This is a genomic window from Pseudomonas sp. BAY1663, from assembly GCF_000582595.1.
GTDB classification, from domain to species: Bacteria; Pseudomonadota; Gammaproteobacteria; order Pseudomonadales; family Pseudomonadaceae; genus Stutzerimonas; species Stutzerimonas stutzeri_AF.
The window spans coordinates 1-21,249 of record NZ_AZSV01000043.1 but is presented as its reverse complement, the minus strand read 5'-3'; the positions used below and the strand labels follow the sequence as shown (position 1 = coordinate 21,249).

The window sequence follows — 21,249 nt, the reverse complement described above, 5'->3', positions numbered from 1 at the left end:
TATTCACCAGCAGGTTTGCGTTTCACCCCAGGAGGAACACCAGATGGCGAAGATTCTCGTGTTGTATCACTCGATGTACGGCCACATCGAAACCATGGCCAATGCGGTGGCCGAGGGCGCGCGTCGCGTGCCGGGCGCCGAGGTGGTCATCAAGCGTGTGCCGGAAACCATGCCGGAGGATGCGTTCAGGAATGCCGGCGGCAAGGTCGAGCAGGCCGCGGCGATAGCCGATCCGGCCGAGCTGCCCGGCTACGATGCGATCATCTTCGGCACGCCGACCCGCTTCGGCAACATGTCCGGGCAGATGCGCAATTTCCTCGATCGGACTGGTGGCCTCTGGGTCAATGGCGCGCTGCATGGCAAGGTCGCCAGCGTGTTCACCTCGACCGGTACCGGCGGCGGCCAGGAGATGACCATCACCTCCACTTGGACCACGCTGGCGCACCACGGCATGATCATCGTGCCGACCGGCTACGGCATCAGTGAATTCTTCGATATCTCTGAGACCAACGGCGGCACGCCCTATGGTGCCTCGACCATTGCCGGGGGCGACGGCTCCCGCCAGCCGTCGGCCAAGGAACTGACCATCGCGCGCTTCCAGGGCGAGCATGTGGCCAAGATCGCCAGCAAGCTGAAAGGCTGAGCGACCGAGGCGGTGCCGGAGGCTGGCCGTCCGGCGCCGCATCAGCCTGCCGGGTCAGCCCGTCGCGGCTCCAGCAACAGGCCATACATCAGCTCGTCCACATAGCCTGCGTCGCTCGCGCGTTTGTATGCGGCCCGCTGGGTGCCCTCGTGTACGAATCCGAAGCGCTCGTAGAAGGCAACCGCACGCGGATTGTCCGCCTCGACCGTCAGTTCGACGCGGCGGATACCGGCGGCGCGCAGCCGGGCCAGGGCATCGCCCATCATCATCTGCGCCACGCCGCGGCCTTTCGCCGCCGGCGCCACCGCCAGCGTCCCCAGGTAGACGACATGGGCGGCGCGGCCGATATGGCGCTGCGCCTTGTAGAACCCCTGGACCTGCCCCTCGAGCTCGAACACGTAGAAGCAGCCGCTTTCGAATAACGGGTCGAAGACCCTGGCGAAGGCCTCGCGGGGCATCGGCTCGAAGCCGAGAAAGGGCACCACTTCCTCGTGCATGTAGATGTCGTAGACGCGGTCGAAGTCGGCTGGCGTGGCGAGTCGGCGCATGCGTTGCTCCAGTGGCGGTCGCATCGGGGCGGTTGCGTGCGCCTCGGCGGGCGCGGGGTAGGCGAGAATAGCAATTTCTCCGCGAGCGCCTCTGGTTTGTACCCGGCTGGGCGATTCATACTCGGCACGCGCACTGCTCGGCGCCGTCCCGGTACGAGCGAAGCGCCAAATGCCCGCCTGCCTGGAACACATTTCAATGAAACGGATGTATCTGCTCGGCTTGCTCGCCGGCTTTTCGCTTCATGCTGCTGCCGCGACCGTCCCTTCGCCGAACGAGAAAGGAGCCTTCATTGACGACCTGATCGAGCGGATGACCCTCGAGGAAAAGATCGGCCAACTGCGGCTGATCAGTATCGGCGGGGACATGCCGCGCTCGCGGATGCTCGAGGAACTGGCGGCGGGGCAGATCGGCGGCACCTTCAACACGGTCACCCGCCATGACAATCGGCCCTTGCAGGATGCTGCATTGCGCAGCCGGATGAAGATTCCGATCTTCTTCGCCTACGACGTGGTGCACGGCCACCGGACGATTTTTCCCATCGGGCTGGGACTGGCGTCGAGCTGGGACCTGGACACCATCGCCCACAGCGGCCGGGTGGCGGCCATCGAAGCCAGTGCCGACGGCCTGGACATGACCTTCGCGCCCACCGTCGACATCTCCCGCGATCCGCGCTGGGGGCGCACCTCCGAAGGTTTCGGCGAGGACCCCTACCTGGTCTCGGAAATCGCCCGCACCATGGTCAAGGCCTACCAGGGCGAGTCGCCGGCGGCACCGGACAGCATCACCGCCAGCGTCAAGCATTTCGCCCTCTACGGTGCGGTCGAGGGCGGACGTGACTACAACGTAGTGGACATGAGCCCGATGCGCATGCACCAGGATTTCCTGCCGCCGTACCGCGCCGCCATCGATGCCGGGGCCGGCGGCGTGATGGTGGCGCTGAACGCCATCAACGGCGTGCCGGCGAGCGCCAACCGCTGGTTGCTGCGCGACCTGTTGCGCCGCGACTGGGGCTTTCGCGGCATGACCGTCAGCGATCACGGCGCGATCAGCGAGCTGCTGCGCCACGGCGTCGCGCGCGACGGTCGCGAGGCGGCCCGCTTGGCGATCGAGGCGGGCATCGACATGAGCATGGCCGACACGCTGTATCGCGACGAGCTGCCGGCCCTGGTGCGCCCGGGCGAGGTCGGGATCGACGTGGTCGATGCGGCGGTGCGCGAGGTGCTGGGCGCAAAGTACGACATGGGCCTGTTTCACGATCCCTATCGGCGCATCGGCGCCGCCAAGGACGATCCGCAGGACGTCAATGCCGAAAACCGCCTGCATCGCGTCGCGGCGAGGGCGGTTGCGCGCCAGTCGCTCGTGTTGCTGGAGAACCACGGGCAGATCCTGCCGCTGAAGAAGCACGGCAGCATCGCCCTGGTCGGCCCGCTGGCCGATTCGCCGCTCGACATGCTGGGCAGCTGGTCCGCCGCCGGTATCGCCCGGCAATCGGTGACCCTGCGCCAGGGCATGCGCGAGGCGCTGGGCGAGGCGGCGGTGCTGCTGCATGCGCGCGGGGCCAACGTGACCGACGACCCGCACATGGTCGACTACCTGAACCAGCTCAACTGGGACGTCACGGAGGTCGTGCAGGACCCGCGTTCCCCCGCCGAGATGATCGCCGAAGCGCTTGCCGTCGCGCAGAAGGCCGACGTGATCGTCGCCGCGGTGGGCGAGTCGCGCGGCATGTCGCACGAGTCGTCGAGTCGCACCAGCCTGCAGCTTCCGCCCAGCCAGCAGCGCCTGCTCGAAGCGCTGAAAGAGACCGGCAAGCCGCTGGTACTGGTGCTGATGAACGGCCGGCCGCTGGAGCTCGGCTGGGCGAAGGCCAACGCCGATGCGATCGTCGAAACCTGGTTCAGCGGCACCGAGGGCGGCCACGCCATCGCCGACGTGCTGTTCGGCGACTACAACCCTTCGGGCAAGCTGCCGATTTCCTTCCCGCGCTCGGTGGGGCAGATCCCGACCTACTACAACCACCTTCGCGTCGGGCGGCCATACGTCGAGGGCAAGCCGGGCAACTACACCTCGCAGTATTTCGAGGAGCCTACCGGCCCGCTGTACCCGTTCGGCTACGGCTTGAGCTATACCCGCTTCGCGTTGTCCGATGTCAGCTTGTCCAGCTCCACTCTCAGACGCGGGGAAACAGTGCAGGCACGCGTGAAGGTGAAGAACGTCGGTCAGCGAAGCGGCGCGACCGTGGTCCAGCTATATATCCAGGACCGGGTGGCATCGGTGATTCGCCCGGTGAAAGAACTCAAGGCCTTTCGCAAGGTCTTGCTCGAGGCCGGCGAAGAGCGGGAAGTCCGCTTCAGCATCGATGAGGACGACCTGAAGTTCGTCGACGCCCAGCTGCAGCGGGTGGCTGAGGCGGGCGAATTCGAGGTGCAGATCGGCCTCGATTCGCAGCGCGTGCAAAGCCTGCGTTTCGAGCTGCAATGAATCGCGCCAGGCCCCGCTCCAAGGCTGCTGCGCAGGCGGCGGGGCGGCCGCTGGCACGCGCCTGCACGGGACGTTTCGGGGTATCTATCCGGCTCGTGTCCGGCGTGGGATGATGCGCCGCCTCGATTAGCGCGGGAATCATTACCGCTGGCAGCAGACCAACGAGCAAGCGGGCCGATCGACGGCCCGGCGTAATCGCGATTCGACAGGAGGGGATGTGTCACGAACCATTCATTTGGCAACGGGCGCCGGTAAAAGCCGGGTATGGGCTCTGGCGCTGGGCCTGTCCATGAGCCTGCTCGCGGGCCGCGGCTGGGCGTTCAACCTCGATGACGTTGCGCAAAAGGCCGAGAAGCTGGCGGCGGCGGGATACACCGCGCCGCAGAGCAACCTGCCGGCGGCGTTCCGGGAGATGGCCTTCGCCGACTACCAGCAGTTGCGCTTTCGTGGCGACAAGGCGCTCTGGCACGAGGCGCAGACGCCGTTCGAGGTGCAGTTCTACCACCAGGGCATGCATTTCGACGTGCCGGTGAGGATCAACGAAATCACCGCCAAGGGCGTCGAACGGGTGCGCTACGATCCCGAGATGTTCGATTTCGGCAACGTGCAGGTCGACCCGGCGGCGCTGGAAAACCTCGGCTTCGCCGGTTTCAAGGTGCTCTATCCGCTGAACGCGCCGGACAAGGCGGACGAGCTGATCACGCTGCTGGGCGCCAGCTACTTCCGCGTGGTCGGCAAGGGCCAGGTCTACGGCCTGTCGGCCCGCGGGCTGGCGATCGACACGGCGCTGCCCAGCGGCGAGGAATTCCCGCACTTTCGCGAGTTCTGGATCGAGCGGCCGGAGGCCGACCGGCGCAACCTGGTGATCTATGCACTGCTGGATTCGCCGCGCGCGACCGGCGCCTATCGCATGGTGGTCACGCCGGGCAAGGACAGCACCGTCGACGTGCAGGCGCGGGTCTATCTGCGCGAGCCGGTGGAAAAGCTCGGCATCGGCGCACTCACCAGCATGTACCTGTTCGGCGCCAACCAGCCGAGCCGGCAACTCAACTACCGGCCGCAGCTCCACGACTCCGAAGGGCTGGCCATTCAGGCTGGCAACGGCGAGTGGATCTGGCGTCCGCTGAACAACCCCAAGCGCCTGGCGATCAGCAGCTACAGCGTGGAGAATCCGCGTGGCTTCGGTCTGTTGCAGCGCACCCGGGACTTCGGCCGCTACGAGGATCTCGATGATCGCTACGAGCTGCGCCCGAGCGCCTGGGTCGAGCCGAGCGGCGACTGGGGCAAGGGCCACGTCGAGCTGGTGGAAATCCCCACGCCGGACGAAACCAACGACAACATCGTCGCGTTCTGGGTCCCCGAAGAGCGGCCGGAACCACGCGAGCCGCTGGATTTCGCCTATCGCCTGCACTTCACCATGGACGAGCCGGCGCTGCACGATCCGGCGCTGGCCTGGGTCAGCCAGACGCGGCTGTCGACCGGCGACGTCAAGCAGTCGAACCTGATCCGCCAGCCCGACGGCAGCATGGCGCTGATCGTCGATTTCGCCGGACCGAACCTGGCCGGGCTGCCGGCGGACGCCCCGGTGTCCACGCGGGTGAGCGTCGACAACAACGCCGAACTGGTGGAGAACAACCTGCGCCACAACCCGGTGAGCAAGGGCTGGCGGTTGACCTTGAGGCTGAAGGTGCGCGACCCGGCCCGACCGGTGGAGCTGCGCGCAGCCTTGGTGGACGGCGAGACGACGCTTTCCGAAACCTGGAGCTATCAGATACCGATCCATGAATAATCCGGTGCTGCCTCCCCTTAGCGGGCGCTATATCGATCAACTGCCACTCGCCGAAGACGAGCGCCAGGCCCTGGTTCGCGAGGTGACCCGCGAGGGGGGCGAGCTGGAAGACGTGCACCGGGTCCTGGCGCGTCGTGCACCGGCCATTGCCGGCGGTGCCGGAGTGCTGGGCTCGGTCGTCGCGCGCCTGAGGCTCGGCTGGGGCGAGACCCTGGAGCGTGGCCGGGCGCTCGCGCGCGATCACCAGGACCGTATCTGCATCCAGTCGACGCCGCCAATCGTGCGCACCCGGATGGTGCCCGAGCCCTGGCATACCAACGTGCTGCGGCTGAGCTGGTGGCGCTTGCTGCGCAAGAAGAACCGGGCGGTGGACATGCCGCCGCCGGTCGAGATGGATCGTTCCGGCTGGCGCAGGGTGGCCGGTTTCCGCCGCACCGTCCTGCTGCTGTTGATGCTGGTGCAGACGGTCTTCGCCACCTGGCACATGAAGTCGGTGCTGCCCTATCAGGGCTGGGCGCTGGTGGACCTGCAGGAGGTGTTCCAGCAACCGTGGCAGGAGTCGGCGCGGCAGATCCTGCCGTATGTGGTGCAGACCAGCATCCTGCTGCTGTTCGCGCTGCTGTTCTGCTGGGTCTCGGTGGGCTTCTGGACGGCGCTGATGGGTTTTTTCCAGCTGCTCAAGGGGCGTGACCGCTACAACATCTCCGCCAGCACACTGGGCGACGAGCCGATCCCGCGCGAGGCGCGCACGGCGCTGGTGATGCCGATTGCCAACGAGGACGTACCGCGGGTGTTCGCCGGCCTGCGCGCCACCTACGAATCGCTGCTGGCCACCGGGCAGATCGAGCATTTCGACATCTTCGTGCTCAGCGACAGCAACGACCCGGATACCTGCGTGGCCGAGCAGAAGGCCTGGCTGGAGCTGTGCCGCGAGGTCGACGGCTTCGGCCACATCTTCTACCGCCGGCGCGGCGCCGGGTGAAGCGCAAGAGCGGCAACATCGACGACTTCTGTCGCCGCTGGGGCAGCAGCTACCGCTACATGGTGGTGCTCGATGCCGACAGCGTGATGAGCGGCGCCTGCCTGACCAGCCTGGTGCGGCTGATGGAAGCCAACCCTGGCGCCGGCATCATCCAGACGGCGCCCAAGGCCTCGGGCATGGACACCCTCTACGCGCGGATGCAGCAGTTCGCCACGCGGGTCTACGGTCCGCTGTTCACTGCCGGCCTCAACTTCTGGCAGCTGGGCGAATCGCACTACTGGGGGCACAACGCGATCATCCGGGTCAAACCCTTCATCGAGCACTGCGCGCTGGCGCCGCTGCCAGGCAAGGGCTCGTTCGCCGGCGACATCCTTTCCCACGACTTCGTCGAGGCGGCCCTGATGCGCCGGGCGGGCTGGGGCGTGTGGATCGCCTACGACCTGCCGGGCAGCTACGAGGAACTGCCGCCCAACCTGCTCGACGAACTCAAGCGCGACCGCCGCTGGTGCCACGGCAACCTGATGAACTTCCGCCTGTTCCTGGTCAAGGGCATGCACACGGTGCACCGCTTCGTGTTCCTCACCGGGGTCATGTCCTATCTCTCCGCGCCGTTGTGGTTCGTGTTCCTGGCGCTGTCGACCGGGCTGCTGGCGATCCACACGCTGATGGTGCCGGAGTATTTCCTGCAGCCGAACCAGCTCTACCCGCTGTGGCCGCGCTGGCATCCGGAGGAAGCCATCGCGCTGTTCACGGCCACGCTGACCCTGCTGTTCCTGCCCAAGCTGCTCAGCGTGCTGCTGATCTGGATCCAGGGCGCGCACGAGTATGGCGGGCGGTTGCGGCTGTTGCTGTCGATGATCCTCGAATCGCTGTTCTCGATGCTGGCGGCGCCGGTGCGCATGCTGTTCCACACGGTGTTCGTCACCGCGGCGTTCCTCGGCTGGTCGGTGCAATGGCAGTCGCCGCAGCGCGCCGACAACGCCACGCCCTGGGGCGAAGCGCTGCGCCGGCACGGCTCGCAGATGCTGCTGGGCGTGCTCTGGACGGCGCTGGTGGCCTGGCTCGATCCGGCCTTCCTCTGGTGGCTGGCGCCGATCGTGGTGTCGCTGATGCTGTCGGCGCCGGTCTCGGTGATCACCAGTCGCACGGGGCTGGGGCTGGCCGCGTTGCGCCGCAAGCTGTTCCTGATTCCGGAGGAGTTCAATCCGCCGCTGGAGCTGGCAGCGACCGATCGCTATACCCGGCAGAACCAGGACGCTGCCCTGCATGAGGGCTTCCTCGCCGCCACGGTGGACCCGCTCTACAACGCGCTGGTGTGCGGCATGGCGCGGGCGCGTCACGCCAAGCGGGTGGCCGGTGCCGAGGCGCTGCGCGAGCAGCGCATGCAGCAGATCCTCGATGCCGGCCCCGAAGGCAATGCCGAAGCGGCACGTTGGCGCCTGCTCAACGATCCCGACGGCATGGCGAGCCTGCACCTGCGTGTCTGGCAGGACCCGCGCTACCAGGCCTGGTGCGACGCCTACCGCCGCTGCGCCGCGAAGGAGTCGTGAGCCGGGCATAGCGGCCCCGTGCCCAGGGCGATCAGTGTCGGTGCTGGTTGCCATCGGCGTGACGATGAACCGTCGCCGCCTCCGGCTCGGCCGGATGCGGGTGCCCCGCGTGGTTCGTGCCGGCTTCATGACCTGCTGCCCCCGCTGCGTGCCTGTCGCTTTCCCCACCACCATGCTGGTGGCCCGCGCTGGATGCCACCAGGCTCTGGTATTCCTGGGCGGAGAGCGATGGCAGCCGCTCGAGGAAGGCGACCAGGCCCCAGATGTAGCGATCGTCCATGGACTTGCCCCAGGCCGGCATGCCGGTGGACTTGATGCCGTGCTTGATGATCCAGAAACGGATCGCCGGATCGCCATCGGCCGTTGCCTTGGCGAGGTTCGGGGGGGCGGGATAGAGGGCCTGGCTCAATTCGCTGGAGGCGACCCCGGGCGTGAGATGGCAGCCGATGCACATGGCGTCGTAGTTGCCGGCCCCGGAGCGGATCAGTTCGGCGGCGTCCAGGCCGGGCACCTCGATGTCCTTGGCGCGCGCCGCGATGGCGTGCTTGCGGGTGGTTTCCAGCAAGGCGTGCAGGGGGGCGGCATGCGGGGTATCGGCTGCGACATCGATGATGCCGGAATACACCACCGCGGCACCGCCAATCGCCGTGGCCAGGGCGACCGTCGCCAGTGTCGTCAGAATGGTTTTCATGCGCTGGACCTTAGAACCAGAAACGGATGCCCGCCAGTAGACGTGTTTCGCTGATGTCTTCGTCATTGGCGCGCAGGATGCTGGCGGTATTGCCGTAGGCGCGGTTCCAGCTCAGGCCGACGTAGGGGGCGAACTGCCGGGTGATTTCGTAGCGCAGGCGCAGGCCGACGCTGGCCTCGCTGAGGCCGGCCCCCACGCCGCGGGCTTCGTCGTTGCGCCCATGCAGGTTGAGCTCGGCGGTCGGCTGCAGCACCCAGCGCCGGGTCAGCAGGATGTCGTAGTCGGCCTCCAGGCGCAGCGCGCTCTGGCCGCCTTCGCCGAGGAAGGCGGTGGCCTCGGTTTCCAGGCCGTACAACGGCATGCCCTGCACGCCGAACGCGGCCCAGGTCTGCGCCGAGCCGGGCTTGAAGTCCTGGCGCACGCCGGCGACGGTTTCCCACCAGGGGCCGATGGCGTGGCTCCAGAGCAGTTGCAGTTCGGCCTCTTCGGTATGGCCGTCGGTGCGCTCGCCTTCGGAGCGGAAGGCCAGGCGGTCGACGTCGCCACCGAGCCAGCCGGAAATGTCCCAGGCCAGCGCACTGCCGTCGTCGGCGTCCTGCCATTCCAACTGGTCGGCGAGGAAGAGGAAGTGGCTGCCGCCCTGGTGCATCCGGTGCGGCGGCAGGGCGGGGAAGGCAGCGGCACGGTCTGCATCGGTGAGGGTGGGGATCGGCGAACGCGGTTCCTGGCCCGGCGGGATGCCGGTGGCCGGCGGATGCGCCATCGAGCCGTGATCCATGCCGCCATGGTCCATCTGGCCATGCTCCATCTGCCGGGGAGGCGCCTGCTCGCGCGCCGACGGCATGGCATGGCCGGAGTGGTCCATGAGCTGCTGTGCCTGGCTCGCCGTGGCGGCCAGGCCGAGGGCAAGGGCGACGGGCAGCGTCTTAGTGATCATGCGGCTTGCCCTGGCCGGCGTCCTTGTTCATGCCGTTGCCCATGCCGCCCTGGCCCATGTTGCCATGGTCCATCATCTGCCCCTTGCCCATGTGCTCATCGTGCATCTGCATCATCTTGTCGTGATCCATGCCCTGCATCATGCCGCCCTGGCCGGGCTTGGGCAGGGTGGCCTGTGGCGCCGCCTGTTCGGCCGGGGCGTTCTGCGGATGGTGGCCGTCGTGTTCGCTCTGCGCATAGGCGGTGCCGAGGTTGAGGGTGGCGGTCAGGCCGAAGGCGAGCAGGGCATTGTGTTTGCGAGTGTTCATGTGCTTCTCCGTCATTCTTCTACGCGGACTTCGCGGAACATCCCGAGGTCCATGTGCATCAGCAGGTGGCAGTGGTAGGCCCAGCGGCCGAGGGCATCGGCGGTGACGCGGTAGCTGCGCCTGGCGCCGGGCGGCATGTCGATGGTGTGCTTGCGCAGCTTGAAATTGCCGTGCTCGTCTTCCAGGTCGCTCCACATCCCGTGCAGGTGGATGGGGTGGTGCATCATGGTGTCGTTGACCAGCACGAGGCGTACCCGCTCGCCGTACTTCAGGCGGATCGGCTCGGCGTCGGCGAAGGGGATGCCGTCGAACGACCAGGCGAAGCGCTCCATGTGCCCGGTCAGGTGCAGTTCGAGGGTGCGGCTCGGCTCGCGGCCGTCCGGATCGGCGAAGGCGCTGCGCAGGTCGGCGTAGGTCAGCACGCGGCGACCATTGTCGCGCAGGCCGATGCCGGGGTCGTCCAGCTTCGCCACCGGCATCATGGTCTGCATGTCCACCAGCGGATTGCCCTGCTCGCTGGCCGGATGCGCCTGCATTGCCGGGCTGCCGGTGGTGCCATGGGGCATGGCGGCGTGATCCATCTGTCCATGATCCATGGCGGCATGCCCCGGCCCGGCCGGTGCAGGGGCGCCATGGCCGGCATGATCGCCGTGGCCCATGTCCGCCATGCTCAGTTCCGGCCGCGGGTCCGGCCCGGGCACCGGCGCCTGCAGGCCTGCACGGCGGGCCAGGGTGCCACGCGCGTAGCCGCTGCGGTCCATGGCCTGGGCGAACAGGGTGTAGGCGTCCTGGCTGGCGTCGGGCTCGACGATCACGTCATAGGTTTCCGCCACCGCCAGGCGAATCTCGTCCACTGTTACCGGCTCGATGTGCTGGCCGTCGGCGGCGACCACGGTGAGCTTGAGCCCGGGAATGCGGAAATCGAAGTAGCTCATCGCCGAGCCGTTGATCAGGCGCAGGCGAATGCGCTCGCCCGGCTGGAACAGGCCGGTCCAGTTGCCGTCCGGCGCCTGGCCGTTGAGCAGGTAGGTGTAGGTGGCGCCGCTGACATCGGCCAGGTCAGTGGGCGACATGTTCATCCTGGCCCAGGCCCAGCGCTCGCCGAAGGCCTCGCGCCAGCCCTTGTCGGCGACGTCGCCGATGAAGTCGCCGAGGGTGCGGCGGCCCTGGTTGTAGTAGTCCGATCGCTTCTTCAGCTTGGCCAGCACCCGTGCCGGGCTCTCGTCGGTCCAGTCGGAGAGGAACACCACGTAGTCGCGGTCGTAGGCGAAGGGTTCCGGCTCGAGCGGGTCGATGACCAGCGGGCCGTAGACGCCGAGCTGTTCCTGGAAGGCCGAATGGCTGTGGTACCAGTAGGTGCCGCTCTGCTTGACCTTGAAGTGGTACTCGTACATGCCGTCCGGCGCGATGCCGGCGAAGCTGAAGCCGGGCACGCCGTCCATGTTGGCCGGCAGCAGGATGCCGTGCCAGTGGATGGAAGTGTCCTGCGGCAGGCGGTTGCGCACGCGCAGGGTCACGCTGTCGCCCTCGCGCCAGCGCAGCAGCGGGCCGGGGATGCTGCCGTTGATGGCCATGGCGGTGCGTCGGCGGCCGCTGAAGTCCACCGTCATCGAGTCGATGCTCAGGTCGAACCGGGTGCCGCTGAGCACCGTGGGTTGGCCGGGGCTGGTCAGCGCCCAGACGGGCTGGCGCCACAGGCCGAAGCCGGCGAGGGCGCCGCCAACGGCCAGGCTTTTGACGAAGGTGCGCCGGGAACTGGTGAATTGCATGCTGGTCCTGTTCGGTCGATCGGGATGTTCGAGCAGTGTTGCCGCGAGGTGAACGCAGGGAGCAGGACAACCATAGCGTGCCTGCGCTGACAGGAGGCTGAGCGCAAGATTACGGTTCGGTCAGCTTGCAGGGCGGGCACGCGGGCAGGTTTGGCACCTCGGAGCGAAGCCTTCGATATCTGCGCTTATACTCAAGTGCAGTGCATGATTCTCACGGAAGGGATTTTCGATGAGTACTGAGCGCTCTGGGCCGATCCGCGTTCTGGTTGTCGACGGCCATCGTTGCATTCTCTGGGCTCTGGAAAAGCTCATCGGGGATGCGAAGCCTGCCATGGAGGTCGTCGGTAGCGCGACCAGCCCTGCTGATGCGCTTGCCTTGCTGAACAAGACCGCCCCCGACGTCGTCCTGCTTGGTATCGATCTGGCCATGCAGAGTGGCTTCGATGCCATTTCCTGGTTCAGGGCGCAATCGCCGGCAAAGCTGCTGGTGATGACTACGCAGCAGGACAGGTTGGTGCATGGCCAGGCCGTGCTCTGCGGGGCTTGCGGGGTGCTCGAAATGGCGGAGCCGGCAGAGCTGATCGTCACGGCGATCACCAAGGTGGTCCAGGGGCAGCTCTGGCTGGATCGTGCGACCACCGGGCGGATTCTGGCCGATTGCCTGTCCCGTGTACCGGCTCGCGTGCCTGACCCTGAGTCGCAGCGGATAACGTCGCTCACCGAGCGCGAACGGGAGATCGTTGCAGCCCTGTCGAGGTACACGGCGATGTCTGCGGTTCAGGTCGCGCAGAAACTGCATATCAGCGAACACACGCTGCGCAATCATCTGACCTCTATCTACGGCAAGCTCGGAGTCACCAGCCGGCTGGGGTTGTTCGCCTTTGCCCAGCGCCACGGGCTGGACATGCCTCCAGCCCCGCCGAAGCTTCGATAGGAAGGCCCGGCCTTGCTCAGAAGCGGTAGGGCAGGGCCACGGAGAAGCTGTAGTCCGGCGAATCGTCGGTCGCGCCTGCCGACGCGGACAGTTGCAGCGCCAGGTCCCGGCTGAGCATGAAGGTGGCCCCCAGGTTCAGCGACGCGATGGTCGCCCGGGAAAGCGTACGCTTGCCGGTAGCGCTGGAGTGGATATCGGCCCCTTCGATGAAGGCTTCTGACAGCGAAGCGTCCAGGCTAATGTCCGGCGTGGCGGCCAAGGATGCGCCCAGGCGATAGGCCCAGCTATCGCCGGGAGCGATACGTCCGGAGAAGGGACGCTCCCCGAGCAGGTTGTCGGCCCTGACATGCTTCGAATATGCATGGCTGTACGCCAACCCACCGTAGAGCGCTACCGGGTCGAGACGCTTGAGCGCCGAAAGCGAGCCCGCCACGCTGCGGAAGCCATAGCTGATCGGAACCGGTTCGAAGGCATCGTCGCCGTTGTCATGCGAGTAGCTCAGGGCGGCGACGAACGAGGGCAGGTGCTGCGTCTCGTTGTTCAGTTTCTTGGCAAGTTCCAGTACCAGGTCGCCTACCCCGCTGTTCGATCCGATCGAGGTATTGCGGTGCGTATAGGGTATGGAGGCGCTGAACGCCATGCCCCAGGGCAAACCCGCCTGGCCACCCAGGCTACCGATGTAGCTGTCGCTACGGTCCCGATAGTTGTCCGAGCCCGAATGTACCCAGGTGAACCTGGGCGTCACGCGGAAGGCGCCGGATGGCAGCAGGATCAGCCCCCGCGATACCAGCGCCTCCTCGATGGCCGTAGTGGCCTCCGGGCTGTCCGGCTCGATCACCGGGGCCCTGCTTTCGGGCGCACGCAAGGCCGGTTGCGGTTGCGCCCCGGCGAGCTGGCTTTCGAGGGCGGCAACCCGCTGGCGCAGCTGCGCGTTGAGGGCCTTCTGCGCCTCGAGCTGCTGGCGCAGTTCATCGGCGGTCTCGGCGCATACTGGCGCCGCTACCGCCATAGCCAGGGCGATGGTCGACAGGCGAACTGAATGGCTCATGGCGCTGACCTCAACTGGGGGATACGACAAAAGCCAGGCCTTGCAGCCAGACTTCATTGAAGCGTGCCAGCGACATGCGGCGATTGCCGAAGGCCGGGTCGGCGAGCAATACCTCACGCTCGGTAACCGCATTCAGCACGACGTAGTGATTGAAACCACGGATCTGGATCGGGACGATCGGCGCGTGGAACAGTTTCAGGTCCTCGAGGGCCAGGTTCCGGTAGGCATCGCCGGCGTAGCCCCGCTGTTCGACGAAGCGCTTCATGTCCAATAGCGAGAAGCCGCCACGCGCACGCACCTTGGCCGGCTCGGTTCCCTTGAGCATGGTCGCGGCGACGTAGCGCTCGCTCACCGGGTCCTGGAAGCCGTAGGTCAGCACGGTGGCCAGCGAGGCGGCTGCGCAGCTGGTCTCCCATTGCTGCATGACCACCGCTTTCTCCCGCATTTCCTTGAGCGATTCGATGCGCAAGGCGGGGGTGTCCGCGAGGCTGGCGCAGGGAGCAAGTGTCGCGGCGGTGAGGATGGCGATTGCCATCGCCTGGAGCGCCTCGGGCAAGCGGTCGGGCAACGAACTCATGGCGGCGTCGACTCCCTGTGATCCCTGCCTTTCGATGCCCGGCTCGGGCAAGGCCAGGCACCGGTTACATCCCCTCGAGCTGCCTGGCGAACGTATCCTTTCCCACGCTGAGGGGTCAGGACGATCGGGGCCAAAGCGTCTGTGTATCAAGCTTAGACCGGGAAACCATGGCCTGCATTGTGCCAGTATGAATGCCGGCCGGGCCGCTGGCGGACAGGCGCAAGGTCGTCACGATCCATATGCCAGTCGCAACAATGCCGTTCACAGGAACCTGTGAACGGCATTGCCTGAGGTGGAGCATCTGGATGACAAGGCCCTCGCTGCCGCGCCCGTCTCAGCACAGCCGCCAGGGCCCGGGCACGGTCAGGGGAAGCTGTTGCCGGGGCCGTCGATCAGGACGGGGTCTCCTACCATGGTGGTTTGGGCCGGGGTTGCACAGGTCACCGATGCGCCGGGGCACCATACCTGCGTGGTGGTGGCGTAAGTGCTGGTGCCGTTGCTCGCCTCGCTTGCCGGGTTGTTGGAATAGCCATGGAAATACTCGTAGGTGGTGCTCTCGGACACGAGTGCCCCTGCAACCATCTGATCCATTTGCGGTTCGGTCAGGCGCATCGGTCCGTCGGCCAGCGCTGCACCTGCACCCAGTAATCCGGCCAGCGCAACTGCGGTGGCCAGGGTTTTCCGCTTGGTGTCCATCTTCATCTCCTTGCCAGGTTGCGGAGCATTGCTGCGTTCGTTTCACGCCCCGCCCCGCGGTGGGGTGAAACATGCTGTCCGCCGGATGGTTGCCCGGCTGCATCGGGCCGTCGGTTGGCTAGTCGACTGATTGCCCGGGTGAATCTAAAGCTAGCGTTGCGCTGCGTTTCGTATATGGGAGCCCTTTCCTCTTTTCGGGGGGAGGAAAAGGCCAGCCGGCAGCTCTTCGGGAGGGAGATTTCTCCCATGGCGGGCGACCGGCTCCGGATTAACTGGCGACTCATCATGGCGGCGGCCGGGTGGCCAGTCCCTCCGGGCGCCCGCCATGTACGCTCGAGCGAACTCAGCGGACCGGCTGGGAGCCCAGGTAGTCGGCCAGCACCTGGTCGCGGCCTTCGACGGTCAGGGCGATCACCTGGTAACGCTGGTGCGGCTGACCGTAGTTCATGCCTGGCGAGCCGGCCGGCATACCGGGTACGGCGATGCCGGCGAGGTCGTCACGGGTCTTCAGCTCGCGGATCTGGGCCACCGGCACATGGCCTTCGATGAGCTTGCCGTCGATCACCCCGGTATGGCACGAGCCAGGCGCGGCACGACACCGAGGCGCTGCTTGACCGCCGGCATGTCGCTTTCGACATGGTCGCGCACTTCGAAACCGTTGGCCTCGAGGTACTTGATCCAGTCCTTGCAGCAGCCGCAGTTGGCGTCCCGGTGCACGTCGATGACGTCGGCGGCGTGGGCCACGCCGCTCATCAGCAGGGCGGCGACGGCGGTGAGGTAAGGTTTCATGCTGTTCTCCAGGTCGAGGTTTGTTTCAGTGGCAGCAGCAGCCAGCGCTGGCGCCGCAAGCGGTTTTCCGGGGGGGCGCATCCGCGACGGCTTCGGCCGGGTAGCCGGCGGTATCGAGTGCCGCGATCAACGCATCGCGGGTGGCCGTGCCAACGATGCGGACGAGGCCGGCGGCCAGGTCCACATCCACCGTGGTGACGCCGGCCAGCGGCTCGAGTGCCTCGCAGACGTGCCTGGCGCAGGCGCCGCAGCTCATGCCGAAAACCTTCAACGTGCTCGTGTTCATGCTGTTCGTTCTCCCATGGCCGATACCCTTGCGACCTGGCCGAATGCTCAACCTTGACATGGTGTCAGTGTCAAGCATTCAGTCGATGCCCGCCTTGCGCAAGCGCAGTGCGTTGAACACCACCGAGGCCGAACTCACGCTCATCGCCAGGGCGGCGATCAGCGGCGACAGCAGGTGCCCGGTCAGCGGATAGAACAGGCCGGCGGCCAACGGAATGCCCAGGCTGTTGTAGAGGAAGGCGAAGGTCAGGTTCTGGTGCATGTTGCGCACCGTGGCCATCGACAGGCTGCGGGCGCGCAGGATGCCCAGCAGGTCGCCCTTGACCAGGGTGACCTGGGCGCTGTTCATCGCCACGTCGGTGCCGGTGCCCATGGCGATGCCGACATCGGCACGGGCCAGCGCGGGAGCGTCGTTGATGCCGTCGCCGGCCATCGCCACACGGTGCCCGGCCTGTTGCAGGGTGGCGGCGAGGCGCTCCTTGTCCTGCGGCTTGACTTCGCCGTGGACTTCTTCGATGCCCATCTGGCGCGCCACCGCGCGTGCCGTGGTGAGCCCGTCGCCGGTGGCCATGATGACCTTCACGCCGGCCGCCTGCAGGTGCTCGACCGCCTGCCTGGAGGTGGGCTTGATCGGATCGGCCACCGCGAGAAGCCCGGCCAGCCTGCCATCCACCGCCAAGTACATGATGCTCACGCCCTCGGCGCGCAGCTCTTCGGAGCGGGCCTGCAACGGCGTGGCATCGACGCCGGCTTCGTCCAGCAGGGTGGTGTTGCCCAGCAGCAGTTGCCGGCCGTCGACCCGGCCACGTACGCCGATGCCCGAGGCGGATTCGAAGGTCTCGGTCGGGCTGAGCGTGACGCCGGCTTGTCGCGTGCGCTCGACGATGGCGTGCGCCAGCGGGTGTTCGCTGCCCTGGTCGAGGCTGGCCGCCAGTTGCAGCACCTGTTCCTCGTCGAAGCCGGAGGCGGCGACCACGCTATGGAACGCCGGCCGGCCTTCGGTGAGGGTGCCGGTCTTGTCGACGATCAGCACGTCGACCTTGCGCAGGTTCTCGATGGCGCTGGCATCGCGGAACAGCACGCCGCTGCCGGCGGCCTTGCCGGTGGCGACCATCACCGACATCGGCGTCGCCAGGCCGAGCGCGCAGGGACAGGCGATGATCAGCACCGCCACCGCATTGATCAGACCGAACACCCAGCTCGGCTGCGGGCCGAACAGGCCCCAGCCGAGGAAGGTCAGCACGGCGACCAGGATCACCACCATCACGAAGTAGCCGGCGATCACATCGGCCAGGCGCTGCATGGGCGCCTTGCTGCGCTGGGCCTGGGCGACCATCTGCACGATCTGCGCGAGCATGGTCGCCGAACCGACTTTCTGCGCCTCCATCACCAGGCTGCCATGGGTATTGAGCGTGGCACCGATCAGGCTGTCGCCGGCGTGTTTCATCACCGGCAGCGGCTCGCCGGTGAGCATCGACTCGTCCACCGCGCTTTCGCCCTCGAGCACCCGGCCGTCCACCGGCACCTTCTCGCCGGGGCGCACGCGCAGGCGATCGCCGCTGTGCACGTGGGTCAGCGGAATGTCCTGCTCGCTGCCGTCGGCCGCGATGCGCCGCGCGGTTTTCGGCGCCAGGCCGAGCAGGGATTTGATCGCCGCCGAGGTCTGCGAGCGCGCCCTGAGTTCGAGCATCTGGCCGAGCAGCGTCAGCGAGATGATCACCGCGGCGGCCTCGAAGTACACGCCGATGCGCCCATCCTGCACGAAGGTCGCGGGAAAGAGTTCGGGTGCCAGGGTCGCCACCAGGCTGTAGAGATAGGCCGCCGCCGTGCCGAGGCCGATCAGCGTCCACATGTTCGGACTGCGCTGGCTGACCGAACGTACGCCGCGCACGAAGAACGGCCAGCCGGCCCACAGCACCACCGGCGTCGCCAATACCAGCTCGACCCAGTTCTGCGTGGCGCCATGGAACAGGGCCAGCGAGTGCCCGGCCATCGCCAGCACGGTGACGATCAGCGTCAGCGGCAGGGTCCACCAGAAGCGCCGGCTGAAATCGCGCAGTTCGGGGTTTTCCCGTTCCTCCAGCTCCGGCATCACCGGCTCCAGGGCCATGCCGCACTTGGGGCAGGTGCCGGGGCCGATCTGGCGGATTTCCGGGTGCATCGGGCAGGTGTATTCGGCTCCGGGATCGGCCGCTTCCGCGCTGGCCAGCGAGGCCTCGTCGGCCGCCACGGCGCCAGCCACATAGCGCCGCGGCTCGGCAACGAACCTGTCCAGGCAACGCTGGCTGCAGAAGTAGTAGTCGCGCCGCGCATGGACGGCGTGCAACGGGCCGCCGTTCTCCACGGGCATGCCACAGACGGGATCGTGCTGCACGCGCTGTTCGCTGGCCTGCCCGTGGTCGTGCTCGCAACCCGCTGCATGGACGTGGCCGGCTAGGCCATGTGGCCGGTCATTGGTCGCCATCGCGGCCCCCGTGCCTGTGGCCGAACAGATGCATCAGCGGGCAGAGCAGCAGGATCAGGTAGGGCAGGGCACGGCTGGCATGCTCGAAGTGCTCGCGGAGCACATAGAAAAGGCCGATCGTCGCCAGCATCAGCAGGACGATACCGGTTCGGCTGCGCCAGAACGGTTCCCGGGAGTCGCGCGGTGAGGGGCGAGCAGGCATGACGAGCCTCCGAAGTGGCTGAGGTGATCGCGGCCCCACCATAGCCCCGGCAGCCTTACGCCAGGCTGATCGAAACATTACTTTTCTGTAACGTTCTGGTTGGTTTGCCGCAGAGGCTGTCACACTCGGGCAACTCCGGATGAGGGCGATGCGATGAAACTGCTGGTTGCCGAAGACGAACCGAAGACCGGGACCTACCTGCAACAGGGGCTCAGCGAGGCGGGCTTCACTGTCGACCGCGTGACCAGCGGCACCGACGCCCTGCAGCATGCACTGAGCACGCCGTACGATCTGTTGATCCTCGACGTGATGATGCCGGGGTTGGACGGCTGGGAAGTGCTGCGGCTGGTGCGCGCCTCGGGAAGCGAGGTGCCGGTGCTGTTCCTCACCGCGCGCGACCGCGTCGAGGATCGGGTCAAGGGGCTGGAACTGGGTGCCGACGATTACCTGGTCAAGCCGTTCGCCTTCTCCGAACTGCTGGCGCGCGTGCGCACGCTGTTGCGCCGCGGCAACGCGGCGGCCCTGCAGACGCAGCTGAAGATCGCCGATCTGCAGGTCGACCTGCTCAAGCGCCGGGCCATGCGTGCCGGGCAGCGCATAGACCTCACCGCCAAGGAATTCGCCCTGCTGGAACTGCTGCTGCGCCGGCGTGGCGAGGTGCTGCCCAAGTCGCTGATCGCCTCGCAGGTGTGGGACATGAATTTCGACAGCGACACCAACGTCATCGAAGTGGCGATCCGTCGTTTGCGGGCGAAGATCGACGACGGCTTCGAGCCCAAGCTGATCCACACCGCACGTGGCATGGGCTACATGCTCGATGAGCCGGATGCACCATGAAACGCCTGTCGCTGACGGCGCGCCTGAGCCTGATGTTCATGCTCGCCGTGACCGGTGTGCTGGCCGCGGCCGGCTACTTCTTCAACCAGTTCAGCGTGCACCATTTCGACGAGCTGGACCGCCATACGCTGCACGAGAAACTCGAGGCCGGCCGCGGCCTGCTCGGTGGACTGGACGATCTGCGCCGCTTCGATGAGCTGCGCCCGCAGCTGCAGGCACTGCTCGGCGGCCATGGCGGACTGGCCGCGTTCATTTTCGACGATCGCGGCCGGCAGCTGTTTCCGGCGCCTGGGCCCGCGCCCTTCGATACCCGGCTGTTGCAACTGGCGGGGCAGGGGGGCGGCGAGCTGCAGGTCGACGGCCGGGTCTGGCGTGGCGAGGCGGGGCACGTCGAGGTTGCCGGGCAGCGCCTGACCCTGCTGATCCTGCTCGACGTCACGGTGCACAGGGCGTTCTTCCATACCTTCAGCGGCTGGCTGTGGAGCGCGCTGGTGCTCTGTGCGCTGGTCAGCGCCCTGCTCGGCTGGTTGCTGGTGCGCAGCGGCTTGCGGCCGTTGCGCGAGGTCACGCAGGTGGCGGCCTCGGTTTCGGCAAAATCCCTGCGCGAGCGCATCCCCGGCGAGTCGATTCCGGCGGAGCTGGAACAGCTGGTGCAGGCCTTCAACGCGATGTTGGCGCGGCTGGAGGATGCCTTCGTGCGGCTGTCGAACTTTTCCGCCGACATCGCCCATGAGTTGCGCACGCCGCTGAGCAATCTGATGACCCACACCGAGGTGGCACTGACCCGGGCCAGAACGGTGGAGCAATACCAGGACAACCTGCATTCCAACCTGGAAGAGCTGCAGCGCATGTCGCGGATGATCGATGACATGCTGTTCCTGGCCAAGGCCGACAATGGGCTGATCATCCCCGATGCGCGGCCGGTGGAGCTGCACGAGCTGTGCGAACAGCTGCTGGACTATTACCAGCTCTCGGCCGACGAGCGCGGCATCCATCTCGAGCAGTCCGGGGCCGGGACGCTGGCGGGGGATCGATCGATGCTGCGCCGGGCATTGTCCAACCTGTTGTCCAACGCGCTGCGCTACACACCGGATGGCGGGACGATCCGGGTGCTGATCGAGCAGGATGCCGACGGGGTGGCGCTGAGCGTCGCCAACCCCGGGGCGACCATCGCCCCCGAGCATCTGGGCCGGCTGTTCGACCGCTTCTACCGGGGCGACCCGGCGCGGCGCGAAGGCGGCCCGAGCAATGCCGGGCTGGGGCTGGCCATCACCCGCTCCATCGTCGAGGCGCATCACGGGCGGATCGGCTGTTCGTCGGCGGCGGGCCTCACGACGTTCAGGCTGGAGTTCCCCGCATGAGCTCCGGGGCCGTTGAGATGACACAGGTGCGAGAGGACTGAATGCTGACCGTGAATATCGGGCCGCTGGCCCTTGCCGTGCCCCATGTGCTGTTGCTGGGCAGCCTGCTGCTGGCGACCCTGAGCGGCTGGTGGGTCGGCCGGCGCAGTGCCTGCAATCCGGAGCGGCAGCTGTTCCGCCTGCTGCTGGTGGCGCTGCTGGTCGCGCGGCTGGCCTTCGTGATCGCCTATTTCGAGCATTACCGTGGGGCGTGGTGGCGGCTCATCGATATCCGCGACGGCGGCTTCATCGCCTGGCCCGGCGTGCTCGCCGCGCTGGCGCTGGGCGCCAGCTGGTGCTGGCGCGAGCGGGCGCTGCG

At 67.0% G+C, this 21,249-nt stretch carries 18 protein-coding genes and 2 pseudogenes; 8 read left to right on the top strand and 12 right to left on the bottom strand.

Translation table 11 applies throughout. The features are described 5' to 3' along the window. Window positions 1-43: 43 nt before the first annotated feature. Window positions 44-643, top strand: coding sequence for an NAD(P)H:quinone oxidoreductase (gene wrbA / locus BAY1663_RS13310; RefSeq protein WP_037041584.1), 600 nt, complete (start codon window positions 44-46; stop codon window positions 641-643). Window positions 644-684: 41 nt separating this feature from the next. On the opposite strand, the gene BAY1663_RS13305 is transcribed toward wrbA, so the two are convergent. After that, window positions 685-1,191, bottom strand: coding sequence for a GNAT family N-acetyltransferase (locus BAY1663_RS13305; protein WP_037041582.1), 507 nt, complete (start codon window positions 1,189-1,191; stop codon window positions 685-687). Between the two features lie 196 nt (window positions 1,192-1,387). Here BAY1663_RS13305 and bglX point away from each other — a divergent pair, with 196 nt between their 5' ends. From bglX to mdoH, 3 genes and pseudogenes are all read left to right on the top strand, one after another. Beyond that, window positions 1,388-3,673 (top strand): beta-glucosidase BglX, encoded by a 2,286-nt coding sequence (bglX, locus tag BAY1663_RS13300; protein WP_037041580.1) that lies wholly within the window; start codon window positions 1,388-1,390, stop codon window positions 3,671-3,673. Window positions 3,674-3,962: 289 nt separating this feature from the next. Then, window positions 3,963-5,462 (top strand): glucan biosynthesis protein G, encoded by a 1,500-nt coding sequence (locus BAY1663_RS13295; RefSeq protein WP_037041577.1) that lies wholly within the window; start codon window positions 3,963-3,965, stop codon window positions 5,460-5,462. Continuing rightward, a pseudogene (gene mdoH / locus BAY1663_RS13290) lies at window positions 5,455-7,994 on the top strand (glucans biosynthesis glucosyltransferase MdoH). Before BAY1663_RS13295 ends, mdoH begins: the two are co-directional and overlap by 8 nt. 31 nt (window positions 7,995-8,025) lie before the next feature. Here the strand turns inward: mdoH and BAY1663_RS13285 are convergent. The 4 genes from BAY1663_RS13285 to BAY1663_RS13270 are packed head-to-tail and all read right to left on the bottom strand — an operon-like array spanning window position 8,026 to window position 11,698. Continuing rightward, the gene (locus tag BAY1663_RS13285; protein ID WP_037041575.1) at window positions 8,026-8,685 is read right to left on the bottom strand and encodes a cytochrome c; all 660 of its coding nucleotides are present in this window, start codon (window positions 8,683-8,685) and stop codon (window positions 8,026-8,028) included. Between the two features lie 10 nt (window positions 8,686-8,695). Beyond that, a complete protein-coding gene (locus BAY1663_RS13280; RefSeq protein ID WP_037041573.1) occupies window positions 8,696-9,622 on the bottom strand; it encodes a copper resistance protein B in 927 nt (308 codons plus the stop codon). Then, entirely contained in the window at window positions 9,612-9,929 is a 318-nt protein-coding gene (locus tag BAY1663_RS13275; protein ID WP_037041571.1) for a hypothetical protein, read from the bottom strand. Before BAY1663_RS13275 ends, BAY1663_RS13280 begins: the two co-directional genes overlap by 11 nt. Window positions 9,930-9,940: 11 nt before the next feature. Beyond that, window positions 9,941-11,698: a copper resistance system multicopper oxidase gene (locus BAY1663_RS13270; RefSeq protein WP_037041569.1), complete on the bottom strand. Its 1,758-nt coding sequence runs from the start codon at window positions 11,696-11,698 to the stop codon at window positions 9,941-9,943. Window positions 11,699-11,927: 229 nt separating this feature from the next. Here BAY1663_RS13270 and BAY1663_RS13265 point away from each other — a divergent pair, with 229 nt between their 5' ends. Then, on the top strand, window positions 11,928-12,632 hold the full coding sequence (locus BAY1663_RS13265) for a response regulator transcription factor (protein ID WP_037041566.1): 705 nt from the start codon (window positions 11,928-11,930) through the stop codon (window positions 12,630-12,632). Window positions 12,633-12,648: 16 nt separating this feature from the next. Here BAY1663_RS13265 and BAY1663_RS13260 read toward each other — a convergent pair whose 3' ends face one another. The 7 genes and pseudogenes from BAY1663_RS13260 to BAY1663_RS13230 all read right to left on the bottom strand — a co-directional run bounded on the left by BAY1663_RS13260 (window position 12,649) and on the right by BAY1663_RS13230 (window position 18,693). After that, the gene (locus BAY1663_RS13260) at window positions 12,649-13,680 is read right to left on the bottom strand and encodes a hypothetical protein (protein WP_037041556.1); all 1,032 of its coding nucleotides are present in this window, start codon (window positions 13,678-13,680) and stop codon (window positions 12,649-12,651) included. 10 nt (window positions 13,681-13,690) lie between these two features. Further along, entirely contained in the window at window positions 13,691-14,257 is a 567-nt protein-coding gene (locus BAY1663_RS13255; RefSeq protein ID WP_051497144.1) for a C39 family peptidase, read from the bottom strand. Between the two features lie 363 nt (window positions 14,258-14,620). Then, window positions 14,621-14,953 (bottom strand): hypothetical protein, encoded by a 333-nt coding sequence (locus tag BAY1663_RS13250; protein WP_102893496.1) that lies wholly within the window; start codon window positions 14,951-14,953, stop codon window positions 14,621-14,623. Between the two features lie 343 nt (window positions 14,954-15,296). Then, window positions 15,297-15,742, bottom strand: a pseudogene (locus BAY1663_RS13245) (DUF411 domain-containing protein). Window positions 15,743-15,767: 25 nt separating this feature from the next. Then, window positions 15,768-16,028 carry a heavy-metal-associated domain-containing protein gene (locus BAY1663_RS13240; protein WP_037041552.1) on the bottom strand — a complete coding sequence of 87 codons (261 nt, stop codon included), beginning with the start codon at window positions 16,026-16,028 and terminating at the stop codon, window positions 15,768-15,770. A gap of 78 nt (window positions 16,029-16,106) precedes the next feature. Continuing rightward, window positions 16,107-18,491 carry a heavy metal translocating P-type ATPase gene (locus tag BAY1663_RS13235; protein ID WP_371257621.1) on the bottom strand — a complete coding sequence of 795 codons (2,385 nt, stop codon included), beginning with the start codon at window positions 18,489-18,491 and terminating at the stop codon, window positions 16,107-16,109. After that, a complete protein-coding gene (locus BAY1663_RS13230; RefSeq protein ID WP_037041550.1) occupies window positions 18,478-18,693 on the bottom strand; it encodes a DUF2933 domain-containing protein in 216 nt (71 codons plus the stop codon). Before BAY1663_RS13230 ends, BAY1663_RS13235 begins: the two co-directional genes overlap by 14 nt. Window positions 18,694-18,846: 153 nt before the next feature. Between BAY1663_RS13230 and BAY1663_RS13225 the strand changes: the two genes are divergently transcribed. The 3 genes from BAY1663_RS13225 to BAY1663_RS13215 all read left to right on the top strand — a co-directional run. Further along, the gene (locus BAY1663_RS13225) at window positions 18,847-19,530 is read left to right on the top strand and encodes a heavy metal response regulator transcription factor (RefSeq protein ID WP_037041548.1); all 684 of its coding nucleotides are present in this window, start codon (window positions 18,847-18,849) and stop codon (window positions 19,528-19,530) included. Next, window positions 19,527-20,891, top strand: coding sequence for a heavy metal sensor histidine kinase (locus BAY1663_RS13220; protein WP_037041546.1), 1,365 nt, complete (start codon window positions 19,527-19,529; stop codon window positions 20,889-20,891). Before BAY1663_RS13225 ends, BAY1663_RS13220 begins: the two co-directional genes overlap by 4 nt. 41 nt (window positions 20,892-20,932) lie before the next feature. After that, window positions 20,933-21,249 (top strand): prolipoprotein diacylglyceryl transferase family protein (locus tag BAY1663_RS13215; RefSeq protein WP_037041637.1); only part of this gene is annotated, 317 nt, incomplete at its 3' end.